The organism is Paraburkholderia sp. SIMBA_053 (assembly GCF_046534895.1).
GTDB lineage: Bacteria > Pseudomonadota > Gammaproteobacteria > Burkholderiales > Burkholderiaceae > Paraburkholderia > Paraburkholderia caledonica.
Map to the genome: position 1 here is coordinate 203,394 of NZ_JAWRXU010000005.1, position 24,115 is coordinate 227,508.

Annotated in this window: 17 protein-coding genes and 2 pseudogenes; 6 read left to right on the forward strand and 13 right to left on the reverse strand. The window is 62.6% G+C overall.

Features of this window, described 5'->3' with window-relative positions; genetic code table 11:
* Positions 1–46: 46 nt before the first annotated feature.
* Genes xdhC through xdhA form a run of 3 tightly spaced genes read right to left on the reverse strand, consistent with a single transcriptional unit; the run spans position 47 to position 4,617 of the window.
* Positions 47–646, reverse strand: a complete 600-nt coding sequence (gene xdhC / locus SB753_RS18600) for a xanthine dehydrogenase accessory protein XdhC (RefSeq protein WP_310354260.1) — start codon at positions 644–646, stop codon at positions 47–49.
* 6 nt (positions 647–652) lie between these two features.
* Positions 653–3,016, reverse strand: coding sequence for a xanthine dehydrogenase molybdopterin binding subunit (xdhB, locus tag SB753_RS18605; protein WP_410801240.1), 2,364 nt, complete (start codon positions 3,014–3,016; stop codon positions 653–655).
* A gap of 47 nt (positions 3,017–3,063) precedes the next feature.
* Positions 3,064–4,617 carry a xanthine dehydrogenase small subunit gene (gene xdhA / locus SB753_RS18610; RefSeq protein WP_310354256.1) on the reverse strand — a complete coding sequence of 518 codons (1,554 nt, stop codon included), beginning with the start codon at positions 4,615–4,617 and terminating at the stop codon, positions 3,064–3,066.
* A 375-nt stretch (positions 4,618–4,992) separates the two neighbouring features.
* Between xdhA and SB753_RS18615 the strand changes: the two genes are divergently transcribed.
* On the forward strand, positions 4,993–6,204 hold the full coding sequence (locus SB753_RS18615; RefSeq protein WP_310354254.1) for an MFS transporter: 1,212 nt from the start codon (positions 4,993–4,995) through the stop codon (positions 6,202–6,204).
* A 188-nt stretch (positions 6,205–6,392) separates the two neighbouring features.
* On the opposite strand, the gene SB753_RS18620 is transcribed toward SB753_RS18615, so the two are convergent.
* Complete coding sequence (locus tag SB753_RS18620; RefSeq protein WP_131317737.1) at positions 6,393–6,581, reverse strand: PAAR domain-containing protein; 189 nt, start codon at positions 6,579–6,581, stop codon at positions 6,393–6,395.
* A gap of 5 nt (positions 6,582–6,586) precedes the next feature.
* On the opposite strand from SB753_RS18620, the pseudogene SB753_RS18625 reads away from it, so the two are divergent.
* Positions 6,587–6,811 (forward strand): annotated as a pseudogene (locus SB753_RS18625) (hypothetical protein); the annotation flags it as partial.
* 19 nt (positions 6,812–6,830) lie between these two features.
* On the opposite strand, the gene SB753_RS18630 reads toward SB753_RS18625, so the two are convergent.
* The 4 genes from SB753_RS18630 to aspT (SB753_RS18645) form a co-directional block, all read right to left on the reverse strand.
* Entirely contained in the window at positions 6,831–8,054 is a 1,224-nt protein-coding gene (locus tag SB753_RS18630; RefSeq protein WP_027804906.1) for a pyridoxal-phosphate-dependent aminotransferase family protein, read from the reverse strand.
* 191 nt (positions 8,055–8,245) lie between these two features.
* Positions 8,246–9,910: a bifunctional aspartate transaminase/aspartate 4-decarboxylase gene (locus SB753_RS18635; RefSeq protein WP_020069754.1), complete on the reverse strand. Its 1,665-nt coding sequence runs from the start codon at positions 9,908–9,910 to the stop codon at positions 8,246–8,248.
* 92 nt (positions 9,911–10,002) lie between these two features.
* The gene (gene aspT, locus SB753_RS18640) at positions 10,003–11,685 is read right to left on the reverse strand and encodes an aspartate-alanine antiporter (protein ID WP_410801372.1); all 1,683 of its coding nucleotides are present in this window, start codon (positions 11,683–11,685) and stop codon (positions 10,003–10,005) included.
* An 86-nt stretch (positions 11,686–11,771) separates the two neighbouring features.
* The gene (aspT, locus tag SB753_RS18645; protein ID WP_410801243.1) at positions 11,772–13,454 is read right to left on the reverse strand and encodes an aspartate-alanine antiporter; all 1,683 of its coding nucleotides are present in this window, start codon (positions 13,452–13,454) and stop codon (positions 11,772–11,774) included.
* A 518-nt stretch (positions 13,455–13,972) separates the two neighbouring features.
* Here aspT (SB753_RS18645) and SB753_RS18650 point away from each other — a divergent pair.
* Positions 13,973–14,998: a 2-hydroxyacid dehydrogenase gene (locus SB753_RS18650; protein ID WP_310065756.1), complete on the forward strand. Its 1,026-nt coding sequence runs from the start codon at positions 13,973–13,975 to the stop codon at positions 14,996–14,998.
* On the opposite strand, the gene SB753_RS18655 is transcribed toward SB753_RS18650, so the two are convergent.
* Positions 14,995–15,609 carry a plasmid fertility inhibition factor family protein gene (locus SB753_RS18655; protein ID WP_410801245.1) on the reverse strand — a complete coding sequence of 205 codons (615 nt, stop codon included), beginning with the start codon at positions 15,607–15,609 and terminating at the stop codon, positions 14,995–14,997. The genes SB753_RS18650 and SB753_RS18655 overlap by 4 nt on opposite strands.
* A 96-nt stretch (positions 15,610–15,705) precedes the next feature.
* Here SB753_RS18655 and SB753_RS18660 point away from each other — a divergent pair.
* Together SB753_RS18660 and SB753_RS18665 are read left to right on the forward strand one after the other, a co-directional pair.
* Positions 15,706–16,529: pseudogene (locus tag SB753_RS18660) on the forward strand (crotonase/enoyl-CoA hydratase family protein).
* Positions 16,530–16,768: 239 nt separating this feature from the next.
* Positions 16,769–17,935, forward strand: coding sequence for an MFS transporter (locus tag SB753_RS18665; RefSeq protein ID WP_410801374.1), 1,167 nt, complete (start codon positions 16,769–16,771; stop codon positions 17,933–17,935).
* Positions 17,936–18,002: 67 nt separating this feature from the next.
* On the opposite strand, the gene fahA is transcribed toward SB753_RS18665, so the two are convergent.
* Genes fahA through SB753_RS18680 form a run of 3 tightly spaced genes read right to left on the reverse strand, consistent with a single transcriptional unit; the run spans position 18,003 to position 22,043 of the window.
* Complete coding sequence (fahA, locus tag SB753_RS18670; RefSeq protein ID WP_410801247.1) at positions 18,003–19,304, reverse strand: fumarylacetoacetase; 1,302 nt, start codon at positions 19,302–19,304, stop codon at positions 18,003–18,005.
* Positions 19,301–20,647, reverse strand: a complete 1,347-nt coding sequence (gene hmgA / locus SB753_RS18675; protein ID WP_410801249.1) for a homogentisate 1,2-dioxygenase — start codon at positions 20,645–20,647, stop codon at positions 19,301–19,303. The genes fahA and hmgA overlap by 4 nt, the downstream gene beginning before the upstream one ends.
* 31 nt (positions 20,648–20,678) lie before the next feature.
* Entirely contained in the window at positions 20,679–22,043 is a 1,365-nt protein-coding gene (locus SB753_RS18680; protein ID WP_020069745.1) for an MFS transporter, read from the reverse strand.
* Positions 22,044–22,365: 322 nt separating this feature from the next.
* Here SB753_RS18680 and SB753_RS18685 point away from each other — a divergent pair, with 322 nt between their 5' ends.
* Positions 22,366–23,199, forward strand: a complete 834-nt coding sequence (locus SB753_RS18685; RefSeq protein WP_410801251.1) for a diguanylate phosphodiesterase — start codon at positions 22,366–22,368, stop codon at positions 23,197–23,199.
* A 110-nt stretch (positions 23,200–23,309) separates the two neighbouring features.
* On the opposite strand, the gene SB753_RS18690 is transcribed toward SB753_RS18685, so the two are convergent.
* On the reverse strand, positions 23,310–24,095 hold the full coding sequence (locus SB753_RS18690; RefSeq protein ID WP_408127436.1) for an IclR family transcriptional regulator: 786 nt from the start codon (positions 24,093–24,095) through the stop codon (positions 23,310–23,312).
* Between the last annotated feature and the right edge of the window lie 20 nt (positions 24,096–24,115).

A 24,115-nucleotide genomic window follows, 5' to 3' on the forward strand; every position in this document is an offset into this window, starting at 1 on the left:
CGCTTCGGCTAATGGTACTAACGGCGCTAAACGCAGCCAATCCATTTCAGACGTTTGCCGCCACAGGTTGAAGCGCCGCTTGCGTTCCGTTTGCCGTTGCGGGCTGAACCGCGGCTCGCCGCCCGCGAACCTGCAGCAACTCCGCGCATACCGCCACCGCGATCATGGCCGGCGCCTTGTCGACGATACCTGGCACGCCGATCGGACATGTCATCTGCTGCAACCGTTCAAGTTCCACGCCACGCGCGAGCAGGCGCCGCTCGAACTTCACGCGTTTTGTCTTCGAACCGATCATGCCGAAGTAGCTGAAATCGCGTCGCCGCATGATGCGTTCAGCGAGCGAGAAATCGAGCGCATGGTTATGCGTCATCACCAGAAACCAGGCGCCGGGCGGTGCCGTATCGACGATCGCGTCTGGCGTGTCGGTGGCTTCGATCTGCACATTCGCGGGCGTTTCGTCGGGGAACAGTTCATCGCGCTCGTCCACCCACTGAACCACGCACGGCAGGTTGCCGAGCAATTGAATGAGCGCATGACCCACATGGCCCGCGCCGAACAGCACGATGTGCATGGGCGCGGGACGGGACTCGTCGACCTCGCTGCGCCGGCCGATGCGAATCGAAGAACAGTGGTTGATCGCGTTCATCTTCAATCACCTTGCGGCCGACGCGGCAGCCCGCACCGCGCCGATCGCCCTGAGGATTTCCTCGCTCGTGGCAGGTGCATTGAGCGGCGGATTCACCCGATGACCGCCGACTGCCGACACCGCGTCGCGAATCGCAAAGAATACCGAGAACGGCAACAGCAGCGGCGGCTCACCAGTCGCTTTCGAGCGGTGAATGCTGTCCTCTGCATTGCGGTTCTTGAACAGACGCACGTTGAAAACCGGCGGCGTATCGTTGACAGTCGGAATCTTGTACGTGGACGGCGCGTGCGTCATGAGCTTGCCGCCGGCGTTCCACCACAACTCCTCGGTGGTGAGCCAGCCCATGCCCTGAATGAACGCGCCTTCCACCTGGCCGATGTCGAGCGCCGGATTCAGCGACGCGCCTACGTCATGCAGCGCGTCCGCGCGCAGCACGCGCATTTCGCCGGTCAGCGTGTCGATCACCACTTCGGACACGGCCGCGCCATACGAGTAGTAATAGAACGGCCGGCCTTGCAGCTTCGCCTGATCCCAGTAGAGCTTCGGTGTCGCGTAAAAACCATCGGACCACAGCTGGATTCGCGCGAGATAAGCCTTTGCGACGACTTCTTCGAACGGCACCACTGCCTCGCCGACAATCACGCGGTCATGCGCGAAGCGCACGTCGGAAGCATTCACCTCGCCGGCACCAAAACGCTCGGCGGCAAACGCGGCGAGCCGTTCGCGTAGCTGGCGCGCCGCGTCCTGTGCAGCCTTGCCGTTCAGATCCGAACCCGTCGAAGCCGCCGTCGCCGAGGTATTCGCGACCTTGCTGGTATCCGTTGCCGTCACGCGAATCCGGTTGAAGCCGACGCCCAGTTCATGTGCGACGACCTGTGCGACTTTCGTGTTCAAGCCCTGGCCCATTTCGGTGCCGCCGTGATTCACGAGCACCGAACCGTCGGTGTAGATATGCACCAGCGCGCCGGCCTGATTGAAGTGCGTGACGTTGAACGCAATGCCGAACTTGACCGGCGTCAGTGCGAGGCCTTTTTTCAGCACCTCGTTGTTGGCGTTGAATTCGTTGATCGCTGCGCGGCGCGCGCGATATTCGCTAGTCGCTTCCAGTTCGTCGATCAGTTCGTGAATCACGTTGTCTTCGACGATCTGGCCATACGGCGTCTGATTACGCTCGGTCTTGCCATACAGATTGCGGCGGCGCACGTCGAGCGAATCCTCGCCGATCGAGCGCGCCACGTTGTCCATGATGTATTCGATCGCAAACGCACCTTGCGGACCGCCGAAGCCGCGAAACGCGGTGTTCGATTGCGTGTTGGTCTTGCCGCAAAAGCCGTCGATGGTCACATCGGACAGCCAGTACGCGTTGTCGAAGTGGCACAGCGCGCGCGTCATCACCGGGCCGGACAGGTCGGCCGAAAAACCGCAGCGCGAGGTCATGTCGACGGCCACGCCTTCGATCACGCCCTTGTCGTCGTAGCCGACTTCATACGTGTAGTGGAAGTCGTGCCGCTTGCCCGTCACCATCATGTCGTCGTCGCGATCCGGGCGAAGCTTGACGGGGCACAGCAGCTTCCACGCGGCGAGCGCTGCGCAGCACGCGAAGAGACCCGACTGCGATTCCTTGCCGCCGAAGCCGCCACCCATTCGGCGACATTCGATCAGCACGTTATGGGACGCAATGCCCAACGCGTGAGCGACAAGATGCTGCATTTCAGTCGGATGCTGCGTTGAGCAATAGACGTGCATGCCGTCGTCGTCCTTCGGCACGGCATACGAAATCTGCCCTTCCAGATAGAACTGCTCCTGGCCGCCGAGCAGCATTTCGCCAGCCTCACGATGCGACGCGCGTGCGATCTTCGTGCCGGCCTCGCCGCGCGCGAGTTTCATCGGCGGCAGCACGTGCTGATTGGCGGCACGCGCCTGCTGCGCGGTCAGGATGGCAGGCAATTCCTCATAGACGATCTCCGCGCGGCGCGCGGCGAGCCGCGCGGTTTCGTGCGACGTCGCGACCACGATGAACACCGGCTGACCGACGTACTGAACGATGCCTTCGGCGAGAATCGGATCGTCGCCGTGGACGATCGGCGCGACGTCGTTGGCGCCGGGAATATCGTCCGCGGTAAAGATAGCGACCACACCGGGCGTCGCGCGCACCTTGTCGAGCGACACCGACACGATTTTCGCGTGTGCTTTGCTCGACAGCCCGAGCGCGGCGTGCAGCGTGCCTGCGACCGTCGGGATGTCGTCGGTATAAGTCGCGCGGCCGCTCACGTGCAGATGCGCCGATTCATGCGGGCGCGACACATGAACCTGCGTGAAGTCGTCGAGCGCCTGAGTGTCCTTCAGGAAGGGTTCAGCATGCTGATTCATTGTTGTGTTCTCCGTATTCTTCGTGCGCTTCGTGCGCTTCGTGCGCTTCAGGCATTTGCCACGACATTGCCGGCGACACCGGCGTCCGCAGTCGAGCACGCCGCAACCACCGCGCGCACATCGAGCGAGCTTTTCGGCAACGGATTGTTGGGGCGCGTTTCGAGCCAGAAGCGATACAGCGTGTTCTTTGCAGCTTCGAGACGGTAATTGCTGGTCGCGCGCATATCGGAAAGCGGTGCGTAGTCATTGCCGAGCGCGAGCATCGCGGCTTGCGCGGTGGATTCATGCCATTCGGCGTCGCGCAGCACGGCTTCTGCGTGCGTTGCGCGCTTCGGCGTCGCTGCCATGCCGCCGAACGCGATGCGCGGCTCGCGAATCAACTCGCCGTCCGCGATAAACGAGAATGCGGCACACACAGCGGAGATGTCCGAGTCGAAGCGCTTCGACAGCTTATAGGTGCGAAATTGCAGCTTTGCACGCGTGCCCGTGCGAGTCGGCACTTTGAGGCCGACGACGAACTCGTGCTCGGCCATATTCTTCTTCTGGTACGCGACGTACAGGTCTTCGAGCGGCATTTCGCGTTCGACGTCGCCACCTCGGACAATCACGCGCGCGCCGAGCGCGATGAGACCGGGCATCGAATCACCGATCGGCGAGCCGTTCGCGATGTTGCCGCCGAGTGTGCCCGCGTTGCGAATGGGCAGCGAAGCGAAGCGTAGCCACATTTCCGTAAGCTCGGGATACTGCTTTGCGATCTCCGCGTAGGCGTTTTCTACCGTCACGCCCGCGCCAATTTCGATCCAGTCGGCACGCGTTTCGAGCTTCTGCAATTCGGCGATCTGTCCAACGTACACGACATTGCCGAGTTCGCGCATCTGCTTGGTGACCCACAGGCCAATGTCGGTGCTGCCCGCGAGAATGCGCGCGGCCGGCTCGGCCTGCTTGATCTGTGCGAGCGCTTCGACCGTGCGCGGCGCGTCGAAGCGCTGGCCGGCGTGCTCGTAATGGAACGTGTCGTCGCGTTGCAGCGTCGCGAGCGCGCCTGCGAGCGCCTCCACATTCACCGGTGCCTTGGGCGCGGGGACTTCGAACATGCGCACGGCCGCATCCACGATCGGACGATAGCCGGTGCAGCGGCACAGATTGCCTGTGAGCGCGTTGCTGATTGCTTCCCGCGAGGGCACCGTCCTGTTTGCGCAGCCATGCTCGTGGCCGTGCTTTTCGTAGAGCGACCACATCGACATGACGAAGCCCGGCGTGCAGAAACCGCACTGCGAGCCGTGGCATTCGACCATCGCCTGCTGTACCGGATGCAGCGAGCCGTCGGGCTGACGCAGATCTTCGACGGTGAAGAGCGCCTTGCCGTCGAGCGTCGGCATGAACTGGATGCAGGCATTGACCGCCTTGAAGTCGACGCCGCCCTTTTCGTTGCGCTCGCCGACCACGACCGTGCACGCGCCGCAATCGCCTTCGGCGCAGCCTTCCTTGGTGCCGGTGCAGTGCGCATCTTCACGCAGATACTGCAGGACCGTGCGGGTGACAGGCGCGTCCTTGAATTCGCGGATCGCGTTGCGATGGTAAAAGCGGATTGGCTCAGTCATGTCTTATCGCTCTCGAATGTTCTTTGTCCAGCAGGGATGGTTCGAAAACTATCACCGTCAATAAATACAACCCATAGCCCGGGTCGCATGCGGGACATATGCGCAATGCGATATCGAGATGGAATTGGCGCGCTGTGGGCTTATATTGGGTTGGCTGGTTTTAGATGTTTGTTGGTGCAACGCTTGATTTCAGCCATTTTGTAGGGCGCGCGGTGAGCATTTCGCCCTTCGCCGAGGGCAAATTGAGCGTCCGACGCCCCACTATCTGGGCTTCGCACCGGCTTACGTCTGACCAATTATTAAGCAAATGCTGCAAGAGAATCGGTTCCATGGGAAAATCACGCCTTCCCGCCGTTTTCAAGTCTGGTTTTCCCCATGTCCACCGACACAGCGACACCCCGCAGCGAATTCGCCACGACCATGCAGATCATTCCGGTCGTCTTTTTCACGTTTCTTTGCTATCTGACGATCGGCATTCCGCTGGCGGTGCTGCCAGGCTACGTGCATGACGACCTCGGCTACAGCGCGGTGCTCGCGGGCGCGGCGATCAGCGTGCAGTATCTGGCGACTCTGGCGTCGCGGCCGCTGGCAGGACGTTCGGCAGACACGTTGGGACCAAAGCGCACGGTGACGATCGGCTTGCTCGGATGCGGCGCGAGCGGCGTTCTTTTGCTGCTGGCGGTTTTGTGCGGACGCTGGCCCGTGCTGAGCCTTGGCCTGCTCGTGTGCAGCCGGCTCGTGCTCGGATTCGGCGAGAGTCTGTGCGGCACCGGCGCCATTCTGTGGGGGATCGGCCGAGTGGGCACGAGCAACAACGCGCGAGTGATCTCGTGGAACGGCATCGCCACGTATGGCGCACTGGCGGTCGGCGCGCCGCTCGGCGTTGCGATCGAGCGGACGGTCGGATTTGCGGCGCTCGGCATTCTAGTGATTCTGCTGGCGGCGCTCGGCTTCTACCTCGCGCGGCCGATGGCATCCGTGCCAATCGTGCACGGCGAACGGATGTCGTACCGAAGCGTGTTCACGCGCGTCCTGCCGCACGGCATCGGCCTCGCGCTCGGCTCGGCCGGTTTTGGATCGATTGCGACGTTCATCACATTGTTCTATGCGGCGAAGCAGTGGCCGAACGCGGCGTTGTCGCTGACGGTGTTCGGCACGCTGTTCATCGGCGCGCGGCTGCTGTTCGCCAACACGATCAAGACCTACGGAGGTTTCCGGGTCGCGATTGTTTCGTTTTCGTTTGAATGTGTCGGCTTGCTGATGCTGTGGCTTGCGCCTGAGCCGCATATTGCGCTCGTGGGGGCGGCGTTGACCGGATTCGGGTTTGCGTTGGTATTTCCGGCGCTCGGCGTCGAGGCAGTCGGACTCGTACCGCCCGCGAGCCGAGGTGCGGCGTTGTCGGCCTACTCGGTGTTTCTGGATCTGTCGCTGGGAATTACGGGGCCGTTGGCGGGGTATATTGCCGGCGAGTTTGGATATGGGTCAGTGTTTCTGTTTGCAGCAATTGCCGCTGCAGCGGCTGTGGGGCTTTCCAGTTTTCTTTATCTTCGGGATGTGAAGGTTGGGAAGATGCCTGCGGCGCTTTGAGGGCTTTTCGGCTCAACGCACCAACTCACACTTGAGTTCCGTGGCTCCGGGCAGGCAGCGGTGTAATCAGGACCAGCGCCGTGGAACGCCTGGCCTTGGTGAGCAGGTAGTCGTACGTTCAGCTGGTACTCGTGGGAACGCTCGGCCTCGAGTCGCCCCAAGTTGCGTTTGTCGAGCGGCTAAAGCGATCATCGTTGCGACAGGCTGGAAATCAATCGGCAACCACATGTCGCACGATGTCCATGATGAGCAACAGGAAGGCTGTCGTCCATCATCGACTCATCACCCGCAACAATTAGGTTCGGTCTAATTTCCGGATGCCGCGGGCAGAAGACTTCGTCGCCCATACGGGCGACCGGACGACCATCGAAGATCATCGTTGGTGCTGGGAACAGCTACATCCGGAGGTACGCGCGTGGCGTTCAACTTCGGCGGGCGCAAAGCGATATTCAACATTGTGCGGGCGGGCAGCGTTGCCAATCCACTGACGAGCGATGTGCTGAAGACGTTCCACTGTCCGAGTTCCATGTCGGCGTTCAGTTTGACCGACAGTGGTCCGCCGTCAAGACTACCTCCGGCAGGCGGACTTTCGAGCGTGTCGCATTAGCGGAGTGGTTCCCAGCCCTCTACTTCCCTTCCGACAATCCCCGCTCCAACGCCGCGACCCCGGCGGGCAAATCGACCTTCACCCCGAGATCGACCATCGTCCGGCCCAGCGCGTGCAGAGTGCGAAACAGATTGTGCTCGCGGCATTGCTCGCCCATTTGCCCGATCCGGACAATCGGCAATCCGAACGACCCCGAAATTTCGACCTGATGCTGCCGCGAAATATGCGCGCATACGTCACCTGGACTCAGCCCCGCGGGCACTTCGATGCCCACCACCGAATTCAGCCGGCAAGCGACCGGCGCATATAGCTGCAAGCCGAGCGCGGTCACGCCTTCCTGCAACGCCACCGAACACTTGAGGTGCCGCGCAAAACGCTTTTCAAGCGTCTCCGCGCACACGAGCCGCAGTGCCTCATGTAAAGCCAGCACGCCCGACACGGGCGCCGTGTAGTGATATCCCGCGTTATGCCAGAAGTTCTCGGCGAGCGACGCGTCGAGACACCAGTGCGCATTCGGCGCGGTACGTCCTTTCACGCGCTCCCAGGCTGCATCGGAAAACGCAATCAGCGAGACTCCCGGAATAGACGACAAGCCCTTCTGCCCGCCCGTGATCACCGCGTCGATACCCCACGCGTCCATGGCGAGCGGCATGGTGCTCAATGTGCACACCGCGTCGACGATCACCAGCGCGCCTGCCGCCTTCGCCAATGCGGCGATGTCCTTCAGCTGGTAATTCCAGACCGTATTCGAAGTCTCGCCCTGCACCACCGTGACGATCTCCGGTCGCTCACGGCGGATTGCCTCGGCGATCTCGTCGAGACTCGCCACCGTGCGGTCGGCCACTTCCAGTTCCGTCACTCGCGCGCCGACGCGGCGGCCCATCTCCGCCATGCGCCCGCTGAAAAAGCCGTTTTTGATGCTCAGCACGCGCGTACCTTCCCACGCGAGATTCGAGATTGCCATTTCCATCGCGGCCGAACCGGGTCCCGCCACGCCCAGCACCCATTTCGAATTGGTCTGGAACACGTAGCGCGCCATCGTCTTCACCTGACCGATCACCTTCACCATGGTTGCGCCCAAATGGTTGATGACGATCGTATTGGCCTTGGCGACCGCTGCGGGAATCGGTACGGGGCCGGCGCCCATCATCAGTAACGGCTCTTCGGGAAGAATGGCGTCGAGCGATTCGACAACCGGACACGGCACAGCAGTAGACGCAACGTTAGATGATGAAGTCGGCATGATCGGTACTTGAAGGAAAGCGCAAAGATGGAATGCACAGGAGCCAACGGCCTCGCCAGCTATGACACTGGCGAGGCCGTCGTCCGATCATTCACCGATCCGAGCAATTGCGCAAGTTTTTTGACCGTGCCTTACCGGCGGGCGCCGCAAACGCGCGTAGGCGACGCGCCTGGCCGCACCGCGGCAAAACCTCACTTCACCTTGGTCTTATCGAGCTTCTTGCCGGTTTCCGCATTGAAACGCTCGACGTATTCTTCGATCAGCCGCCGCACCGCGCGTCCGATCTGCCGGTAGTCCGACTCGTTGAGGTTGGCCAGCGACACACGCCCCGACGCATGCTGCGTGCCGAAGCCGAGCCCCGGCAACAGCACCACCCGAGCCTCGCGCGCGAGCCGGAACAGCAATTCGGTAGGCTGCGTGCTCTTCAACTGCCAATCGACGAACTCGCGCCCGAACATCCGTTCGCCAAGGTACTCGGCGTCGAGAATCGTGTAGTAGTCGACCTGGTTCGGGTCGCTGTCGTCGAATGCAATGCCGACCTCCTCATAAAGCGCCTGCTTGCGCTTGCGGATCAGGCGCTTCAGCGCGTTCTTGTATGCGTCGGGCGTATCCATCAGCGAGAACAGCGAGAACAACACCATCTGCACCTGCTGCGGCGTCGACAGCCCCGCCGTGTGATTCAGCGCGACGGTGCGGCTGTCGGCCACCAGACGGTCGATGAATTTAAGCTTTTCAGGCTCTGTGGTGATCGACTCATAACGTTCGTGCAACTGCTTCTTCACGTCTTTCGGCAGTTCCGAAATCAGCCTGTCGAGCACGTTGTCGCGATGCGTCGCAATGGTTCCGAGACGCCAGCCGGTCGCACCGAAATATTTGGAGTACGAGTACACGAGAATCGTGTTCTTCGGCGCAAGCGCGAACAGCGACACGAAATCGTCGGCGAATGTTCCGTACACGTCGTCGGTGAGCAGAATCAGATCGGGCCGTTCCTTGACGATGTCGGCAATGTACTGCAGGCTCTCGTCGTCCATTTTCACCGAAGGCGGATTGCTCGGATTCACGAGAAAGAAGGCCTTCACTTTCGGATCGCGCAGCTTGTCGAGTTCTTCTTTGGTGTACTGCCAGCCATTCTCAACACCGGCGTTCAGATTCACCACATTCAACTGGTAGTCGTTCAGCCGCGGAATCTCGATGTACGGTGTGAAGATCGGCATGCCGAGCGCGATGGTGTCCCCCGGCTTGATCAGGTGATTCTCGCGCATCGTGTTGAAGATGTACGTCATGGCCGCCGTGCCGCCCTCCACCGCGAACACGTCGAATTCGCCGACGAACGGATGCCGGCCGATCATCTCCCGGCGCAGATATTGTCCGACGATAACTTCGGATAGCTTGAGCATCCGGTCGGGCACCGGATAGTTCGATCCGAGAATCCCCTCGCACATTTCATAAAGGAAGTCGCCGGCGGAAAGCCCCAGCTGATCGCGCACGTACGATACCGCGCCGCGCAAGAAGTCGATCCCCGCGACGCCTTTGTTTTCGCGCAGGAACAGGTCAAAGCGCTCTTCGAGGCCTTCGCGCCGCGGAAATCCGCCGACGCCTTCAGGCATATAAGCGAACGAGCGCTCCGACTCGCGCATGGCGAAGAGCCCGAGCTGCCAGAAGCCGTGGCGCGGTATCGTTGCGAGAAAATTCGGGTTGCCCCGACCGGCGTTCAGCATCGACGCATTGGCTGGCCGCTCGACTGCGCCCCCGCCCGCAGCCTTGATGAGTTCGTCCTTCAGCTCGAACGGGCTGAGCGCGGCAAGACCCGGCTGTGCCATGTCGCCATGTTTCTTGTCGTCCTTCTCTTTTGCCATGATGTGTTCTCCTGAGCCAGATGAAAGACGCCGCCGGGCATTGATTAGCGCGATGCCGCGGCCGGCGCGAAGAGATCGATACAACGCGTTTGCTACACGAGTCCCACCACGAGCGGGCCGAGCAACGTCAACGCGACGTTCGCGATTGCATAGGTAATGGCGAACGGCACGGTCGGCACCGCGCTTTCCGCCTTGTCCAGCACGCCGCCAAAAGCCGGATTCGCACTACGTGAGCCCGACAGCGCACCTGCCAGAATGGCCGCGTTGTTGTAGCGAAGCACGTAGCGGCCGAACAGCATCGTGAGCAGGAGCGGGAACAGCGTGACGAACACGCCGAGCAGGAAGATCGTCATACCGCTCTGCTTGACCGTGACCACGGCCTGCAGGCCGGAATTCAGACCGACCACGGCGACGAAGGCCGCGAGCCCGAAGTCCTTCAGCAGTTGCGAGGCTGCCGTGGGCATCACGCCGTACATGGGGTGCTTGCCGCGCATCCAGCCGAACAGCAGGCCGGCGAGCAGACAGCCGCCGCCTGAACCGAGCGTGAGCGGAATTCCACCCACGTTGATAACGATGAGCCCGATCAGCAAGCCGAGCACGAGACCGACGCCCATGTAGATGAAATCGGTCTTGTTGCTGTACGGCAGCTCGTAACCCGCGGCTTCCACGGCGCGCTTGGTGTCTTTCGGCGAGCCATAAAACGTCAGCACGTCGCCATGTTCCAGATGGGTTTCCGGCAGCAGCGGCAGCGGCTGCCCGGCGCGCGTCACGCCCTGCAGGTAGACGCCATGGCGCATGTCGCGATCCACCATTTCCCTCGCGGCCGCGATCGTCGTGTGGTTCATGCCTTTGCGGGTGAATACGCCTTCGCGCGTTTGCATGACGACGCCGACATCGCCAATGTCTGCAACTTCGCTGCCGTTCGAGCCGAACTCGACGACGGCTTCGCGACGGCCCACGACGAGCACGACATCGTTGTGATCCAGTACCAGGTCGGGTGTGGGATCGAGCGTATGGCCGCCTCGCTTGACGCGCTCGATTGTCAGCATGTCGCGATGCAGCGTCTCGACCTGCTTCACCGTCTTGCCCGCGCTGACGTCAATCCGGTACGCGCGCCCTACCAGTTCCGGCAACGCCAGAAGCTGTCCTGGCCCGCGAGCCGGCGCGCCCGCGGTGAGCTCCCGTTCTGCTTCGATGGAGGCATCGCGCAGACTCTGCCCCATGAACTTCGGCAAAATATTCACGCATACGATGATCGCGCCGAGCGAGCCGAACACGTACGTCACCGCATAGGCGATCGCAACGTCGGATTGCAGCGATTTCACCTCGTCGGCGGGCAGCCCTAGGCGCGCGATCGCGTCGCCCGCAGTGCCGATGATCGCCGACTGCGTCAGCGCGCCGCCAGCGAGCCCGGCCGCCAGCCCCTTGTTCAGGTGGAACAGCTTTGCGCAGACCACCACAGTGATCAGCGCGGTGACCGCGAGGAAAACGGCCATCGCGATTTCCCGCAGCGTCTTGCGGTTCAGCGAATTGAAGAAACCCGGACCGGAGTCGTAGCCGACCGCGTAGATGAATACGGCGAACATCACCGACTTCACGCCGTTGTCGATCGTCACGCCTGCCTGACTGATCACCACCGCCGCCAGCAGCGATCCGCCGACGCCGCCCAGCTGGAACTTGCCGAAGTTGATCTGGCCAATGAAGTAGCCAGCCGCGAGCGACAAAAACAGCGCGATCTCAGGTGATTTCTGGAATATGTGATGTAGCCAGTCCATCATGTCCTCGCTGAATAGTTTGCGATGCTAATTACCCGACACTGCCCGCCGCGGGTGTTCGACCCCCGCGCGGTGAATCCGACCGGCTAGCTGAGCTTGCCGGCCAGGCCGACCACGACCGGTCCCATCAACGGCAGAAAGATGTTGGAAAGCGCGTAGGTGATCGTGTAGCCGATCACCGGCGTGGAGTTGCCGGTCACACCGACGAGCGCGGTGATTGCCGGCGTGCTGCACTGCTGACCGGCGATGGCGCCGAGCAGCATCGGCGTTTCGAGCTTGAGGAACATGCGGCCAATCCACAACGACAGCAGCCCCGGCACGAGCACCATCAGAATGCCGGCTGCGGGCAGCGCGAGGCCGTATTCGCGCACCAGCTTGATGGCGTCCGGTCCCGCCGACAATCCCACCGCGGCGATGAACGTGGCGAGCCCGAAGTCCTTGAGAATCTGCGCAGCCGCCGGAGGCAGCGAGCCGACGAGCGGATGGCGCGAGCGGATCCAGCCGAACAGCAGCCCGGACAACAAACAGCCGCCGCCGGTGCCCAATGCGAGCGATACGCCGCCGATGCGCCCGCCCAGGTGGCCAATCGCCATGCCGACCAGCACGCCGAGGCCCAGATAGACGAAGTCGGTCTTTTGCGTTGCGACGAGCACATAGCCGAGACGCCGCGCGCCGCGCTCGACATCGGCCTTGGCGCCGACCAGCGTCAGCACGTCGCCGCGATTCAGTTCGGTGCCGGGCAACGCGGGTATCGTCGTCTCCAGTCGCGTGACGGCCGCGATATAGACGCCACGCGCCTCGTCCGGCGGTGCCCGCTCACGCATCTGGGCAACCGTGAGACCGTGCGCGTCGCGCCGTGTCAACACGACGTCGAGTTTCTCGGCAAGCACCTGGCCGAAGCCGGCGCCGTCGACTTCATCGCCGAGATCGGGCGCCGCGGCGACGATCGCTTCGCGGCGGCCCGCGACGAGCACAATGTCGCCCGAGGCCAGCGCGAGGTGCGGATCTACCGGCACATTCGCGCCGTTGCGCCGCACCTGCTCAATGGTGAGATTGAAGCCGTGCTGCTGTTCGATGGTGAGAACTGTCGCACCATGCGCCGCGCCGATGCGAAAAACGCGGCCCACCAGCGCCGGTGCGGCGGCATGCTGGCCCTCGCTCAACGCTCCGTCGCCGCCTAGCTTGCGCCATACGCGCGCCGCCTCCTCGCGCAAATCGATGCGCAACAGCAAAGGTGCAAACTGGCTCGTGAAGAGGACGATAGTGATCAGCCCGAACAGGTAACTCACGCTGTACGCGGTGACGATGTTGGCTTGCAGACGCAGCGTCTGCGCTTCGTCGAAGCCGAGCCTGGCAATCGCCTCGGAGGCCGTGCCGATCACGGCCGACTCCGTCGCCGCGCCGGCCAGCAGACCAGCCGCAGTGCCGGCATCGAGCCGCATGACGGTCACCGCGATCATGATCAGCACGAGCACCGACACGATCTCGACCACTGACAGCAGCCCATAGCGCCACCCCCGACCGATATTGGCGAAGAATTGCGGCCCACCGGTGAAGCCCAGCGCAAAGATGAACAATGCGAAGGCGATGTTCTTCAGATCGGGCGCGAGGCGCGCGCCTGTCTGGCCAAGTAACAACGCAACGATCAATGTGCCGCAAACACCGCCCAGCTGGATAGGACCAATACGAAAAGAGCCAATCAAATAGCCGATTGCGAGGCTCGTGAACAGAGCGATCTCCGGTTGAGTCCTCAGCAATTCACCGATCATGTTGACTAGCCGATTTTTGAATTTATTCGCAAATTGCTAAATATCTACGTAGAGAAATTAAGCCCGTTGCAGTTGTCGATAGTTGACTTAAATCAGCTATCCCGCGGAAAAGATGGAATGGCGTCATATGGCGCAAAGATAGCGCGCAGCAAATCACGAATGCCGCGCTGACTACTGCGTCATTAGACGGAACAAATTGCTGACCGGACTTCGCTTGATGCGCCCGGCAGGGTGAAACACCGCAAGTGCGGTTTGCACGAAATGCCTTTACTCATGAATGGAGCGGTGATTCACGAGCTTTTTTAAATTATGAAAGTTTAGTATCCCTGTCAATGCTATTTTTTTGCCATGAACACTTGACTTCACAGAGCGCGGACCTAAACAAACTCCATCCGCATTCGCTTTAGCGCATTGCTTATTGCGATAGCTCCCTTATACTCATTCGCTCCAGGCAGACTTGACTCGTCGGCATTAGCCGGGAATTCGCGAGCGCCGCGAAACGTTCATGGGGATACGCGATGCGCATCATTCTCTTCAGCAGCCGCCAGTACGACATCGAAACTTTCACTGGAGCGAACAGCCGCCATGGCTATGAGCTGCATTTCCAGGAATCGCATCTGGACAGCGAAACTGCTGTTCTGGCGCAGGGCTACGAGGTGGTGTGCCCATTCGTCAACGACTTGGTCGACGCGGCCGTGCTGGAGCGGCTATATGCAGGCGGCACGCGGATGATTGCCTTGCGTTCGGCGGGCTTCAACCACGTGGACCTCGCAACGGCTGAACGTCTCGGCATCGCGGTCGCCCGGGTGCCCGCCTATTCGCCGCACGCGGTGGCCGAGCACGCAGTGGGCCTGATCCTCGCGCTGAACCGGCGCATTCCGCGCGCCGTCGCCCGTACACGGGAAGGCGATTTCTCGCTGCATGGACTGCTCGGTTTCGATTTACACGGCAAGACGGTGGGAGTGATAGGCACCGGCATGATTGGCCGCGTGTTCGGCCGCATCATGGCGGGCTTCGGCATGCGTGTTCTCGCGCACGACCCCGGCACGCCCGCGAGCGACCTGCTCGCGCTCGGCGCGCGCTACGTCGCGCTCGACACGCTTCTGGCGGAATCGGACATCGTGAGTTTGCACTGTCCGTTGGTGCCGTCGACCTACCATCTGATCGACGCCGCCGCGCTGGCCAAAATGAAGCGCGGCGCTATGCTGATCAACACGGGGCGCGGCGGACTCGTCGAGAGCAATGCGCTGGTCGGTGCACTGAAGGACGGCCAGCTTGGCCATCTGGGGCTCGACGTCTACGAGGAAGAAGGCGGTCTCTTCTTCGAAGACCATTCGAATCTCCCGCTGCAAGACGACGTGCTCGCGCGTCTGCTGATGTTCCCGAACGTCATCGTGACCGCGCACCAGGCGTTTTTCACACGCGAGGCGATGAACGAGATCGCGCAGACCACGCTCGATAACGTCGCCGCCTGGCAAACGGGTGTGCCTCGCAACACGGTCTCTGCAACGGGCACAACGAGCGCAGCGGGCACAGCAAGCTAGACGCCGCCGACCTTCAGCGAAACGGGGCGGATCGCGGTGCGGGCGTCGTCCGGCGCACCGCACATCTCACGCAGCAAGGCCGCCTCGCGCTCGTGCACTTCCACCGGAAACCAGCGTGCGCCGGCGTCGGCAAGATAACGTGCGCGATGCTGGCCATTGCGAAACGCCACCACACCCTCGCGCTCGAAACCGAACCAACCCAGTAGACCCGGTGCGCGGCGCGTGCAAATCGTCACGTAGGGCATCTGCGGAATACGAGGATTGTCCGGATCGAGAAATTCGCGAATGCCCCGCACCTTGCCCGCATGCCATTCGGCGATAGGCTTCAGAACGTAGTCGGTGTTGTCGCGATCGGCGCAGGCAAGCAGCTTGCGCACGTCGACCAGCACGACCTGATGCCGGGTGCCGTCGGCGACGAACACGCGTTTCAGGCGCACATGGTCGTACCATGAATGTTGATGCAGCGGCACGATCCAGGCCGTCTCAGCGCAGGCCGGCGCAGTTCCGGACGATGAATTGATTAGAGGCAAAGGCAGGCTCGAAGAGCCGGCGAAGGTTCGCCAGCGCGTTAAGAGAGCGCTAACGCTACGAGTCGATTGTGAAAGAAGCATGTCAAGCCACGGTATTAACTGCTCTGCATGAGTGCCGACGAGCGCGGCACAAGCGCCCGAACTGACGGGCGAACGCGGACCTTCAAGGACACAACGATGAAAGACACCCTGAATTTCAATCGATATGTGCGCATAGAGGCTAACCAGGATAACGGCGTAGCAACGGTCGTGCTTGAGCGCCCCGAGCGGCGGAATGCTGTCGACCGCGTTGTCGCCGACGCTTTGAGCGCCGCGTTCCAATGCTTCGAGGCTGAACCGGCGTGGCGCGCCGCAGTGCTGTTCGGCGCAGGCGGCACCTTTTGCGCGGGCGCGGATCTGAGCGCGCTGGCGGACGAAAACCTCCGCAACGAAATACACGCAGACGGCAGCGGACCTGGCCCAATGGGACCGACGCGCACGAGCTCCACGAAGCCGGTCATCGCGGCCATCGCGGGCTATGCGGTGGCAGGCGGCCTGGAACTGGCTGCGATGTGCGACCTACGTGTCGCGGAGGACGATGCGGTGCTCGGCGTGTTCTGCCGGCGCGTCGGCATTCCGTTGATCGACGGCGGCACGATCCGCTTGCCGCGGCTGATCGGCATGTCGCGCGCGCTCGATCTGATTCTGACGGGACGTGCGGTGAGCGCCCAGGAAGCGCTCGGTTTCGGCCTCGTTAACCGTGTGGTCGCAAGGGGCGAGGCGCGCGCTGCGGCAGAGCAACTGGCCGCGGATCTCGCAGCATTCCGCAGGCGGCGCTACTGGCTGACCGCCTTTCGGTGCTCGAAAACAGCATGCTCGGCGACCTGGCCGAGGCACTCCAGCGCGAAGGCGCCGGCGGATATCGGGCTGTATTCGACGAAGGTATCGCCGGTGCCGCGCGTTTTGCAAAAGGCGCTGGACGTCACGGCGAGACGCCGGATTCGCATGAAGGAAGCAACTAGCGGGGCGCGGAAAAGGAGTGGCTGCAGCTATCGGCACCGCGGGTCGTACACACTCAAGCGGCGTGGAATCCCGCGGTGTTCAGCGAAAAACAACATGTGCATCGGCGCTCAGCACTATCGTTTTGACTTAGGTAGAATCCCTGACTGTTTTGCATCCCGCACGGCGCATGCGCTCTCGTCCCGAAAACGCGCGCCGGCCGCGCGACGCTTCGCGCCGCGCCGATCCACCGTCTGCCGCCATGCCTTTGCCCCTGCTTGCTCTTGCCGTTGCCGCCTTTGGCATCGGCACCACCGAATTTGTCATCATGGGGCTGTTGCCCAACGTCGCCCGCGACCTGTCTGTCTCGATCCCGGCAGCGGGCATGCTGGTCTCGGCATACGCGCTTGGCGTGACCATCGGCGCACCGATCGTGGCAATCGCGGTCGCCAACATGCCGCGCAAGAAAGCGCTGATGAGCCTGATCGGCGTATTCATCGTCGGCAATCTGCTGTGCGCGTTGGCGCCGGGCTATGCGGTGTTGATGGCCGCGCGGATCGTCACGGCGTTCTGCCATGGCGCGTTCTTCGGCATCGGCTCGGTGGTCGCCGCGGGTCTCGTCGCGCCGAACCGCCGCGCGCAGGCCATCGCGCTGATGTTCACCGGCCTCACGCTCGCGAATGTGCTCGGCGTGCCGCTCGGCACCGCGCTCGGCCAGGCTGTCGGCTGGCGCGCGACCTTCTGGGCCGTGACGGCCATCGGCATTGCCGCAGCTGCCGCGCTCGCCGTGTGCCTGCCGGCGCAGATCGAGATGCAGAAGGCGAGCCTCGTGCGCGAATTCAGCGTGCTGAAAAATCCGCAGGTGTTGATGGTGCTCGGCATCAGCGTGCTCGCTTCAGCGAGCCTCTTCTCCACGTTCACGTACATCACGCCGATTCTCGAAGACGTGACCGGCTTCACGCCGCACGCCGTCACACTCGTGCTGCTGCTGTTCGGGCTCGGCCTGACGGTCGGCAGCACGCTTGGCGGCAAGCTCGCCGACTGGCGCCTGATGCCGTCGCTTGTGGCCTTTCTGCTCGCCATCGTCGTGATTCTCGCGATCTTCGCAGGCACCATGCATGCCGAAGTTCCGGCAATGATCACCGTTTTCGTTTGGGGTGTTCTGGCATTTGCAATCGTGCCGCCATTGCAGATGCTGATCGTCAACCGCGCGAGCGACGCGCCGAATCTTGCGTCGACGTTGAACCAGGGCGCATTCAACCTCGGCAACGCAACCGGCGCATGGCTCGGCGGCATGGCGATCGGCGCGGGCGCGCCGTTGACCACGCTGCCGTGGGTCGGCGTCGCCACCTCGATCGGGGCGCTCGTGCTCACGCTGTGGTCGGTGTCCATCGACCGGCGCACGCAGCGGATGGCGGTGGCGGGTTGACAGCGGCCCGCGCGGGCTCGCGCCGGTTCATGCCGGCGCGCTTCGCGCTAGCGCGGCCGTTTCTACCTCACGCCTTCGCCGGCAGAATCTCGCCGACGCACGTTCCAAACCCCACGCGATAACCGTCTGCCTGGCACCAACCCGAGAGCGTCAACTCGTCGCCGTCTTCGATAAAGCTGCGCGTGCCGCCCTCGTTCAATTCCAGCGGCTTCTTGCCGTTCCACGTGAGTTCGAGCAGGCTGCCGTATGAGTCTTCCGTCGGCCCGCTGATCGTGCCCGAGCCCATCAGGTCGCCCACTCGCGTGTTGCACCCCCCCACCGTGTGATGCGCGAGTTGCTGAGCCATCGTCCAGTACATGTACTTGAAGTTGGTTCGCGCAATGGTCGTGGCCTGTTTCGCGCCTTGCGGACGTAGTTTTACTTCCAGCGCTATGTCGAATGCATGCTCGCCGTCGTGCCGCAGATACGCAAGCGGCTCCGGCTCCTGCACGGGCTGTGCGACGCGGAAAGGCTCGAGCGCATCCAGCGTGACGATCCACGGCGAAATGGTGGTCGTGAATGATTTTGAATTGAACGGGCCGAGCGGCACGTACTCCCATTGCTGGATGTCGCGCGCACTCCAGTCGTTCAACAGCACCATGCCGAAGATATGCGCTTCGGCATCGGTACAGGCGATCGGCTCGCCCAATGCGTTGCCGCCGCCGATCACGAAGCCGGTCTCCAGCTCGATGTCCAGCTTACGGCACGCGCCGAACACGGGACGCTCCTGATCGGGCAGCTTCAATTGACCGTTCGGCCGGCGCACCGGCGTGCCGCTCACCACGACCGACGACGCGCGTCCGTTGTAGCCAATCGGCATCTCGGACCAGTTCGGCAGCAGCGCATCCTTCGGATTGCGGAACATGGAGCCGACATTCGTTGCGTGCTCCTTCGACGAATAGAAATCCGTGTAGCCTGGAATTTGCACGGGCAGATGGAGCCGCGCGTCGGCCTGACGCACCAGCGCCTCCGCGCGCAACGCAGCGTCGTCACGCAAAGTCGCGGTGTCGCGCGAAAGCAGATTGCTCAACTGGATGCGCACGCTGCGCCATGCGTCGCGGCCGAGCGCGATGAACTCGTTCAAGGTATCGCGCGCGAAAACGCCGCCCTTCGAGGGCACCGTGAGCAATCCCGCCGCTTCCAGCGCGGCCAGACCGACGATCTCATCGCCAATCGCAACGCCCACGCGCGGCGTGTCGTCTTTGCTGTCGCTGAAAATGCCGAACGGCAAGTTCTGAATCGAAAAATCGTTGCTCGGTTCGTTGGCCGACTGCACCCAACTTCTACGCGACGGATCGAGCGTCGCCTGAAGATCGCTCAATGCGCTCATCGTTGCTCCGGGTTGAAGTGTTTCTTAAGACCTTGCCAGCACTCGTAGTAGTGCGCCTGAAGTTGCGCAGTCTCGAGCGCAAAACGGGTCGGCTTGATCAGCGTCCTGGTTTCGAACATGAACGCCATGGTGTCGCCGACCTTGACCGGCTTCGACGTATCGCTGTGCGAAGCTTTCTCGAATGTATCCGCGTCCGGGCCGTGGCCGGACATGCAGTTATGCAGGCTCGCGCCACCCGGCACGAAGCCCTCGGCCTTCGCGTCGTAGACGCCGTGCACGAGTCCCATGAATTCGCTCGCGACATTGCGATGAAACCATGGCGGGCGGAACGTGTCTTCGGCGGCGAGCCAGCGCGGCGGGAAGATCACGAAGTCGAGCGAATCCACGCCCGGCGTGTCGGTTTGCGATTGCAACACCAGAAAGATCGACGGGTCCGGATGGTCGAAGCTAATCGAGCCGATGGTGTTGAAGCGCCGCAAGTCGTATTTATACGGCGCGTAATTGCCGTGCCACGCGACCACGTCGAGCGGCGAATGTCCAATATCCGCGCGCCACAGATTGCCGTTCATCTTCGCGACGAGTTCGAAGTCGCCTTCGCGGTCCTCGTAAGCCGCATGCGGCGTGAGGAAGTCGCGCGGATGGGCAAGGCCGTTCGAGCCGATTGGCCCGAGGTCCGGCAAGCGAAGCAACGCGCCGAAGTTTTCGCAGATGTAGCCGCGCGCCGTGCCGTCCGGCAAGCTCACCGCGAAGCGCACGCCGCGCGGAATCACCGCGATCTCGAACGGCCCCACTTCGAGCCGGCCCAGTTCCGTCGCGATATCGAGGCGCCCTTCCTGCGGCACGATCAGCAACTCGCCGTCGGCACTGTAGAAGAAACGGTCCGTCATCGAGCGGTTCGCCGCGTACAGGTGAATCGCGCAGCCGCTCATCGATTCGGCGGCGCCGTTGCCCGCCATCGTCACCCAGCCGTCGACGAAATCCGTCGGCTCGCCTGGCATCGGCAATGCGTCCCAGCGCAGCTGATTTGGCGGCGTCGGCGGCACTTCGGCGAAATTCGCGACGAGCCGCTCCGAAGGCAACGGCGTGAACGGCTTATGCACTGCCGCGGGACGAATGCGGTACAGCCAGGTGCGCCGATTGTGCCCGCGCGGTGCGGTGAAAGCGGTGCCGGACAACTGCTCGGCATACAAACCATAGGCCGCGCGCTGTGGCGAATTGCGCCCTTCAGGCAGCGCACCCGGTAAAGCCTCGGTCGCAAATTCGTTGCCGAAGCCCGACTGATAGCCGGGTTCGATCTCGAGCCGCGACCTGACGGTATTCGGCTGACGTGTTGAGGTATCCATGCAAGATTCTCCGTTGACCCTAGACATCACTTCACGCGGTTTGCGGTTCGGACGGGCGGCTGCGTTGCCGCGTCGCCGCGGCGAGCGCGATCACCAGCAACGCGGAACACAGCACCGGCACCGCGGCCGCATGGAACAGCGATTCGTTCGACCAGTTCAGCGCGATCAGCTGACCGCCGACCAGCGGCCCGATTACCGAGCCGATACGCCCGATTCCGAGGCTCCAGCCGATGCCCGTCGATCGCAGTGTGGTCGGATAAAAGTGGCCTGCGAGCGCGTTCACCGCTGGCTGCCCGCCGACTACACAGAAGCCGCCCGCAAACACAACGATCAGCAGCCACGGCAAAGCATGCGCCACGCTGCCGATGGTGCCGACAGCGAGTGCCGCGCCCGCGAAGCACACGAACAGCACGCGCACGAAACCAAAGCGTTCGATGAACCAGCCGAGCAGCAACGTGCCGACCACGCCGCCAGTCTGCAACACCGTGCCGACGATCACCGCGGTGCCCGGCGAATAGCCGGCATCGCGCATGACGGTCGGCAGCCAGTTCGACAGAAAGTACAGATCGATCAGGTTCATGAAACTGATCGCCCACAGAATCAAGGTGACCGGAGCACGCCCCGCGCGGAACAACTCCGCGACCGGCGCACCGGCATTGCCCTTCTCGCGCACGACGACGCGTGTGTTCGCATCGATCGGCAGGCTGGGATTGAACTTCGCGAGCCAGCGCAACGCGCGCTCGCTGCGGCCCTTCAGTACGAGAAATTGCAACGACTCGGGCAGCGCGACGAGCATGGCGACCGCCAGCACCAACGGCACCGCGCCGCCGACCCAGAACACCGCGCGCCAGCCGTAGGCCGGAATCAGCGCAGCGCTGATGAAGCCGCCCAGCGCCGCGCCCAACGTGAAGCCGCACGACACCAGCATCATGCGCTTGACGCGATGCGCGGGCGTCGAAAATTCGCCTACTAGCGCCATCGCGTTCGGCATGATGCAACCGAGGCCGAGGCCCGTGATGAAGCGCAGCGCGATCAATGCGGGAATCGTCGAGACAAACGGCGTGGCCAGCATCGACAGCGCAAAGAAAAACGTTGCACCGATCAGCACCGGACGCCGACCGATGCGGTCCGCCAGCACCGACAGCCCCAATGCCCCGAGCAGCATGCCGAACAGGCTTGCGCTGAATACCGGGCCGAGCGCCGCCTTCGACACATGCCATTCGCCGATCACGCTCGGCGCGACGTAACCCATGGCCTGCGCGTCGAAGCCGTCGATCACGAGGCAGAGTCCGCACAGCGCGAGCAGCATGAACTGGAATGCCGGGTGATGCGTCTCGCCGAGCACCCGCTCGACTTCGATCACGTTAGTGGCGGCTGATGCCGGCTTGGCGCTCATGGGAATTGTCTCCGCGTGTAATGGTTGGAATGTCGGCGGCTGCGGGCCAATGCAAATTGCACGAAACGGCGCGAGTCGGCTCTCGTCAGTCGCGCGGCAATTTACGCATGGTAAAACTAATTACGTTAAGTGAAATTAACGTATACCCTGGAAGCGGGACAACAAACGCGCGGCGCCGCCGCCAGGCAAGGGCTGGCGGATATCGTTAGCAGCATTTTGTTCATGTGCGCGCGATGCGGACTGCTACCATCGAAGCATGCGGCGCATGAGCTCTGTCTGGAGTCTCGAGCGAACGCACCACTCACCTGACCCATTCGCCTAAATGATTCCGCCGACCATTCCCAGCCTCGTTGCCCGCGCCTCTGAGCAACCGTTCCTCGGCACACATCTGGCGATGGGACATGGCGCGCACGGCGAGATTGCGCTCGCCCGGTTCCACGACCTCGAGCTCACGAGCGCCTACGAACCGATCTTCGATATCAGCGTGCATGCGCTGGCGCAATCGATGTCGTCGGACGTGGAAAACGTCGACCGTTTCGGCGATGAGTTGGGCTTCCAGGCTGTCACGCAACGGCTCGACGCCGCGCCGTTCGATATGTTCGACGCGTTCGACCGCATCGCCGACGACCAGGAAGTCGTTGCGCTCGACCGCATGTCGCGCGCGCTCCACTCGGTCAATTTCTTCGGCGCACAACGGCACGGGCTGCTATTTCTACGCGTACACGAGCGGCTTCTGAAGAGCGTGAAATACGATCACGGGCGGCACTTTTCGAGCGTGCTCACGTCGTTCGGGTTGAACCCGTCGAGGATAGTGATCGAACTGCCGGCAGCCGCGGTCGCGCATAAGACGTTTCTCGGCTATTTGACCAAGAGCTATCAGCACTACGGCTTCAAGGTGGCAGGCAACCTGTCCAACGCGGGGCAGATTCTGTCGGTCTCGGACACCGCTCGGCTGGACTTCATCAAGATGGATGCGGCGACCGCGTTGCGCGACGCGACGGTCAAGCCGTTAGTGGGATACGCGAGCCGGCTGCGGATTCCGCTGATCTTCAATCGCGTGATGGACGAACCGCAATTCGAAGCGTTGCAGCAATACGATGTGCGCTTCGTGCAAGGGCCGCTGTTCAATGCGCATTATCACGACCGCGCGGCTTGATTCGCGGGTTGGCTTGATCCGCTCGGGGCGGTTCCCCTGGCTTGATCCGATTGATGCGGATGATGCGGTCGATGCGCTTGATGCAAGCCACTCGGCTCGAACGCGAATCCTCAGCCAGCGTCACCGAGGCGCCGCGCAAGCGCTTTGAGCCGCGGCGCAACCTTCTCCCGAAACACGTCTTCTCCCATCGACGAAGCCGGCCCGCTGCAACTGAGCACGAGCCAGCGCCCTTCGCGCGGCTCGCGAAACGGCACGGCAACCGCGTTGACGTCGTCGTGCCAGGCGCGGAACGAATAGCAGCAACGCTCCTTTTCGAAGGCGGCGATTTCCTTCACGGCGTCGGCCACCAGCGCCGCACCGCCCCTCCCCGCCGCTTTCCTGAGTTCCGCAAGCAACGCGGCGCGCGCGTCGACAGGTTGCACAGCGAGATATGCGCGACCCATGGAACTCGTCAGCATCGACAGTTTCGAGCCGGGCGCGAGGCCGAGCGTCAGCGCGGTTTCGCTGCGTATCGTGTCGAGGTAGATCATGTCGAGCCCGTCACGGCAGCCAAGCGAAACAGCCGCGCCTACCTCGCGCGCAAACCCGCGCATGTGCGGGCGGGCGAGTTCGAGCGTGTCGGTGCCCGAGAGCAGCGCAAACCCGAGCGACAGCACCCCTGCATCGAGCGCGTACTTTCCCAACGCCTCATCGAGCCGAAGATAGCCGAGCACGGTCAGCGTATAGGCGAGACGGTTCACAGTCGCCTTGGGCAAACCCGTGCGTTCGACGAAGTCCCGATTCCCGAGCATCGTTTCGCCAGGCTTGAATGCGCGCAGCAAATCGAGCCCGCGTGCGAGGGCGACAACGAATTTGCGCTCGTCGAGCGGATCGGACACAGTGGATGCGGGCGTCATCGGGTGATACACTCAGTCGT